The 6,138-nt window shown below is 65.2% G+C and carries 5 protein-coding genes; 1 reads left to right on the top strand and 4 read right to left on the bottom strand.

Annotated features, from left to right (window positions below):
- Window positions 1–1,477 (top strand): FAD-binding dehydrogenase (locus EN925_RS18890; protein ID WP_128336799.1); only part of this gene is annotated, 1,477 nt, incomplete at its 5' end.
- Window positions 1,478–1,512: 35 nt separating this feature from the next.
- Here the strand turns inward: EN925_RS18890 and EN925_RS18885 are convergent.
- The 4 genes from EN925_RS18885 to EN925_RS18870 form a co-directional block, all read right to left on the bottom strand.
- Entirely contained in the window at window positions 1,513–2,448 is a 936-nt protein-coding gene (locus tag EN925_RS18885; protein ID WP_127368934.1) for an alpha/beta hydrolase, read from the bottom strand.
- A gap of 217 nt (window positions 2,449–2,665) precedes the next feature.
- Window positions 2,666–3,448 carry a carnitinyl-CoA dehydratase gene (locus EN925_RS18880; protein WP_013528298.1) on the bottom strand — a complete coding sequence of 261 codons (783 nt, stop codon included), beginning with the start codon at window positions 3,446–3,448 and terminating at the stop codon, window positions 2,666–2,668.
- A complete protein-coding gene (locus EN925_RS18875) occupies window positions 3,441–5,519 on the bottom strand; it encodes an acetate--CoA ligase family protein (RefSeq protein ID WP_127368935.1) in 2,079 nt (692 codons plus the stop codon). Before EN925_RS18875 ends, EN925_RS18880 begins: the two co-directional genes overlap by 8 nt.
- Before the next feature lie 3 nt (window positions 5,520–5,522).
- Window positions 5,523–6,138 (bottom strand): acyl-CoA dehydrogenase (locus tag EN925_RS18870; RefSeq protein ID WP_164894274.1); only part of this gene is annotated, 616 nt, incomplete at its 5' end.

The following is a 6,138-nucleotide window of genomic DNA, read 5'->3' as shown; positions in this document are numbered from 1 at the left end:
GCGCATGCGCATCCGCGATTCGCATGACCTGGCGCTGGAAGACTGGCTGGGCACCGCGGCTTTCGATCGGCCCGAGGATTTCTGGCCGCGCAAATGGGCGGAAGCCTATGTCGGCTTTGCCGCCGGCGAAAAACGCTCCTGGCTGATACAGCGCGGCCTGAAATTCTTTCCCGTGGTCGGCTGGGCCGAGCGTGGCGGCGGCAATGCCATCGGCCACGGCAATTCGGTGCCGCGCTTCCACATCACCTGGGGCACGGGCCCCGGCGTTCTCGAACCCTTCGTACAGCGCGTGCGCGAGGCGCAGAAGCGCGGACTGATCAGTTTCAAATTCCGCCATCGGGTCGATGAATTGACCCGCACGGGTGCGACTGTCGACGGGGTGCGCGGCGACATCCTGCAACCGAGTACCGCCGAGCGCGGCCACAAGAGTTCGCGCGAAATATCAGGAGATTTCGAGCTTCGCGCGCAAGCCGTGATCGTCGCTTCCGGCGGCATCGGCGCCAACCATCAGCTTGTGCGGGAAAACTGGCCGCAGCGGCTGGGCGCGGCGCCCAAGCGCATGATCACCGGCGTGCCCGACCACGTCGACGGCCGCATGCTGGCGATCACGGAACAGGCCGGCGGTTCGATCATCAACCGCGACCGCATGTGGCACTATGTCGAGGGCATCAAGAACTGGGCGCCGATCTGGACCGACCATGCGATACGCATCCTGCCCGGCCCATCATCGCTGTGGCTCGATGCGCGCGGCAAGCGCCTGCCGGTGCCGCTCTATCCCGGCTTCGACACTCTGGGCACGCTCTCCCACATCATGAGCACCGGCTTCGACTATTCCTGGTTCATCCTGACCAAGAAGATCATCCAGAAGGAGTTCGCGCTGTCGGGCTCCGAGCAGAACCCCGATCTGACCGGCAAGAGCTGGCGCCAGGTGCTCGGCCGCGCCACATCGGGCATTCCGGGCCCCGTCAAGGCGTTCATGGAAAAGGGCGAGGACTTCATCGTCGAGGCCGATTTGCCGGCGCTGGTCGCGCGCATGAACGCGCTGGCCGGCGGCGAGGCGCTGCTTGAGGTGGCTCAAGTCGAGCGCGAGATCCGCGCCCGCGATAGGCAGCTCGATAACCCTTTCTCCAAGGATATGCAGATCACCGCTCTGCGTGGCGCCCGCGCCTATCTCGGCGACCGGCTGATCCGCACGGCCAAGCCGCACAAGATGCTCGATCCGGCAAATGGCCCGCTGATCGCGGTGCGGCTCAACATCTTGACCCGCAAGACGCTGGGCGGCCTGCAGACCGATCTCGACAGCCGCGTGCTGGGGGCAGATGGGCAGCCGGTCGCCGGGCTCTATGCCGTCGGCGAAGCCGCCGGTTTCGGCGGCGGCGGCGTGCATGGCTATGCGGCGCTCGAAGGCACCTTCCTCGGCGGCTGCATCTTTTCCGGCCGCAGCGCCGGCCGGGCAGCGGCTGCCTCGGTGGCGTGAAGGGGCGCCACTTGGTCCTCAGAGTTTGGCCGCGATCACCAGCGCCAGCCGCCCCGTCCAAGCGCGGTCACCGCATCGACGATCCGGGTGAAGCTGGTGCGGGCGCGGCCAACCGTGTGCCGGGCTCTGAGATAGCCGTGAACCAATCCCGGCTCCTCGAACCACGTCGCGTGGCCACCTGCCGTGATGATCAGGTCGCGATAGGTCTCGCCATCCGATGACAGCGGGTCGCATTCGGCGGTGATCAGCACTGTCGGCGGCAAGTTGGAGAAATCGGTGTCGGCAAGCGGGGCCAGCGTCGCATCGCCGCTACGGTTTTGCCCTCCAGTGCGAATGTGCTTGTAGAATTCGAGATCGCGCACGGTCAGCATCGGCGCTTCGGCGTGCTTGACATAGGAGCCTTTCGAGCGGTCTCCGCCGAGGCCGGGATAGATCAGCACCTGGCCGACCGGCCTTTTCGAATGGCCGCGCGTGGCGTGACTGACGGCGGCGCAGAGATTGCCGCCGGCGCTGTCGCCGCAGAGCACGATAGGATGATCGCGATTGGCGGCGGCCCATTCGAAGGCGCTCATGGCATCGTCGAAGGCGGCTGGATGCAAATGTTCCGGCGCCAGCCGGTAATCTACGGAGACCACCTCATAGCCTGTGCGCGAGCACAGCTCCGCGCAAACATCGTCATGGCTGTCCAGCCCACCAAGGATGAAGCCGCCGCCGTGGACATAGAGCACCGTCACGCCTGCCTGGAGTGGGCTTCGGTAGATACGGATCGGGATATCGTGCGTCGGCGTTGCAATGGCGGAGGTTTCGACAGCGACGCCCTCGGGATAGCCGGCAAAGAATTCCCGGCACATGCGGTCGTAGATCTCGCGCTGCTGCGCGATCGTGTAGCCGATCGTATCGGGCGGATAGTAGGAATTGGTGCGCTCGATGAAGGCCCAGGTCTCGGCATCGATGAGGGTTTTGTCGGTCATGGGTGCTGGAAAGGCGGCCAAGGCTGAGCCTGGGCGCCCCCTTCTGTCCTGCCGGACATCTCCCCCTCAAGGGGGGAGATCGGATGTTGCGAAGGCTTTCGCCAACCTTCGGCGTCGCAAGAAGAGTGCAGAAATCGAAGCTGCCAATCTCCCCCCTTGAGGGGGAGATGTCCGGCAGGACAGAGGGGGGTGAGCGCCGTCATTTCGGCAACAATCCTTACTTCCCCTTCCACACCGGCTCACGCTTCTCCGCAAAAGCCCGAAAACCCTCCATATTGTCCTCGGAGCCATAGAGCGCATCGACCGTCGGCAATTGCCGGCGGGTCACCTTGTTCATGGCGTCCTGGAAGGTCAGCGCCTCGGCCACGCGCGCCGTCTCCTTGATCGCGGCAAACACCAGCGGTGGGCCGCCTGCGAGCAGCCGGGCGATCTCCCAGACGCGATCTTCCAGCTTTTCCTTGGGCAGCACTTCGTTGACCAAGCCCCAGCGATGCGCTTCAGCGACATCCATCCAGCGGCCGGTGAGCAGAAGGTCCATGGCGACATGGTAGGGGATGCGCTTCGGCAGCTTGATCGTCGCCGCGTCGGCCAGCGTGCCGGCTCGGATCTCGGGCAGCGCGAAGGAGGAATGATCGGAGGCGTAGATGAGGTCGCAGGACAGCGCCAGCTCGAAGCCGCCGCCGACCGCCATGCCGTTGACGCACGCGATGATCGGCTTGTTGAGGTCGCGCAGCTCCTGCAGGCCGGCAAAGCCGCCGACGCCATAGTCGCCGTCGACCGCATCGCCGCCGGCAGCTGCTTTGAGGTCCCAGCCCGCGCAGAAGAACTTGTCGCCAGCGGTCTTGACGATGGCGACGCGCAATTCCGGATCGTCTCGGAACGCCTTGAAGGTCTCGCCCATCAGCCGCGAGGTCTTCAGGTCGATGGCGTTGGCCTTGGGCCGGTCGAGGGTGACTTCGAGGATGGTGCCCTCGCGGCGGGTCGAAATGACGTCAGACATTCTTGTTCTCTCCCAGCACCAGCAGCGCGTCGGCGATCCAGGCGCCCTTGCCCTCTGCACAGACGATCAGCGGGTTGATGTCGAGTTCTTCGATCTCACCGGCATTCTGCTGCACGAAGGCGGCAATGCCAGAGATAGCATCGATGGCAGCCGCGACATCGGCCTTAGGCCGGCCGCGATAGCCTTCGAGCAACGGGAACAGTTTCAGGCCGCGCAGCGCCGCCTCGATATCGTCGAGGGTCGCCGGCAGCATCAGCGTGACGCTGTCGCGCAACAGCTCGACCAGCACGCCACCAGTGCCGAGCGTCATCACCGCGCCGAACATCGGATCGCGGGTGAAGCCGACGATGAGTTCGGCAACACCGTCGCGCACCATGCGCTCGACATAGAGCCCGGTGCCGAGCGGCAACAGGTCATGCGCTGCGGTGCTGACGGATTCGGCATCCCTGAGATTGAGCCTGACAGCGCCAACTTCGGATTTGTGGGTGACGCCGAGCGCCTTCAACGCGACGGGAAAACCGAGCGCCATGGACGAAATCACCGCCTCGACGGCATTGGCGGCGCGCTCGCCCTTCGGCACCGGCAGGCCGGCTTTGATCAGCCGTGACTTCGCCTCGGCTTCGTCGGGCGTGACGTGGTCGCCCCCGGGGGCACCGGAGGCCGACGTGTCGATCGGCTGCGCCTGCGGTTCAGCCCAAGCCCAGCCGATGAAGGCTGCTGCGCCGGCTGCATCCATCGCTTCCGAAATGCCGAACAACGGCACCATGCCGCGCGCCATCAGTTCGGCAGTGTATTCCTCCGGCAGGTTCTCCGGCAGCGAGGAGACGATCGCACCATGCGCCTTGTTGGTCTTGAGCGCCGATTCGAAAGCGCGCAACGTCGCCCACCAGTCGGTGACCGAGCAGCGGTCGGGTCGCGGAAAATCGAGCACCAGCATGTTGAGGTCGAAACCGCCCGACACCATGGCGGTGAAGGTGGCGGTCATCGCCGGCTCGTTGTTCCAGATGAAGGTGTGATAGTCCAAGGGATTGGCGACCGCGACCAGCGGCCCGAGCGTCGATTTGACATGGGCGCGGTGGCTGTCGGTCAGCACAGGGAAATTGACCCAGCGGCCTTCGGCGCTGTCGGCCATGACGGAGGCCTCGCCGCCGGAGCAGCTCATCGACGACAGCCTATAGCCGGGCAAAGGTCCGGTGATGTGCAGCAGCTTCAGCGCCTCGATGAAGGCGGGGATTGAATCGACACGCGCAATGCCGAGCCGCCGCAGGAACGCACCCGAGGCCGCGTCCGAGCCGGCGAGCGACGCGGTATGCGAGACAGTCGCTTGCCTGGCCTGTTCGGAACGGCCGACCTTCATGGCGATGATCGGCTTCTTCAGCTCGCGGGCTCGTGCCGCCAGCCGTTCGAAGCCGGCTACCGAATCGAAGGCTTCGATGTGCAGGCCGAGCGACGTGACCCGCTCATCCTCGATCAGGCCGAGCGCCATTTCGGACAGGCCGGTCTGCGCCTGGTTGCCGGCGGTCATCAGGAAGGCGATCGGCAGGCCGCGCTTCTGCATGGTCATGTTGATGGCGATGTTGGAGGACTGGGTGATGATGGCGACGCCCTTGCCGCCCTCGGCCAGTCTTATGCCGCCATGCTGGTCGGGCCACAGCAGCGCGCCGTCGGCATAATTGATCAGGCCGTAGCAATTCGGCCCGATGATCGGCATCTGGCCGGCCGCCGCGACCAGCTCGGCCTGCAGCCGCTCGCCATCATCGTCATAGGCCTCGGTTTCGAGGAAGCCGGCGGCAAAGCAGACGGCGCCGCCGGCGCCGCGTTCGGCCAGCGCCTTGATCACCTCGATGGTCAAATGCCGGTTGACGCCGACAAAGGCAGCATCCGGCGCGCCGGGCAGGTCAGCCACCGAACGATAGGCCTTGCGACCGGCAACCTCGTCCTTGGTCGGATGCACCGGCCAGATCTCGCCGGCAAAACCCATCTTGATCGATTGCGCGACGACGGCTGCGGCCTGCGCGCCGCCGAAGACGGCGATCGATTTAGGCCGCAGGAGACGCTCCAGTTTATGCATATGTTATGCCCCGAACGGGCGCAGCAGCGCCCTTGAAATGATGTGGCGCTGGATCTCGGATGTGCCTTCCCAGATGCGCTCGACGCGCGCGTCGCGCCAGATGCGCTCCAGCGGCAGATCGTCCATCAGCCCCATGCCGCCATGGATCTGGATCGCTTCATCGGCGACGTATGCGAGCATTTCGGTGGCTTTCAGCTTGGCCATGGCCATGTCCTGGTCGGTGACGGTGCCCTGATCGTACTTCCAGCCGGCTTCGAACACCATCAGGTCGGCGGCCTTCAATTCGGTCGCCATGTCGGCAAGCTTGAACGATACGCCCTGGAACTTGCCGATCTGCTGGCCGAACTGCTGGCGCTGCGCGGCGTATTCGACGGCATGGCCAAGCGCACGCTCGGCGCGGCCGAGGCAGGTGGCGCCGACCTGCAGCCGGGTGGCGCCGAGCCAGGAATTGGCGACGTCGAACCCCTTGTGGACTTCGCCCAACACTTGGGCTCCGGGTAGCCGGCAATCGTCGAATTCGAGGATGGCGTTGGTGTAGCCGCGATGCGAGACGTTGCGGTAACCGTCACGGACGGTGAAGCCTTTGGTGCACTTGTCGACGAAGAAGGCGGTGATCTTC

Source organism: Mesorhizobium sp. M7A.F.Ca.US.006.04.2.1 (assembly GCF_004022915.1).
Lineage (GTDB): Bacteria > Pseudomonadota > Alphaproteobacteria > Rhizobiales > Rhizobiaceae > Mesorhizobium > Mesorhizobium ciceri.
The sequence above is the reverse complement of the archived record's forward strand: the minus strand, read 5'-3'. Positions and strand labels throughout refer to the sequence as shown.

Coding starts and splice junctions, on each gene's coding strand:
- EN925_RS18875 (WP_127368935.1), bottom strand. CDS start 5,519: ATGCATAAACTGGAGCGTCTCCTGCGGCCTAAATCGATCGCCGTCTTC.
- EN925_RS18885 (WP_127368934.1), bottom strand. CDS start 2,448: ATGACCGACAAAACCCTCATCGATGCCGAGACCTGGGCCTTCATCGAG.
- EN925_RS18880 (WP_013528298.1), bottom strand. CDS start 3,448: ATGTCTGACGTCATTTCGACCCGCCGCGAGGGCACCATCCTCGAAGTC.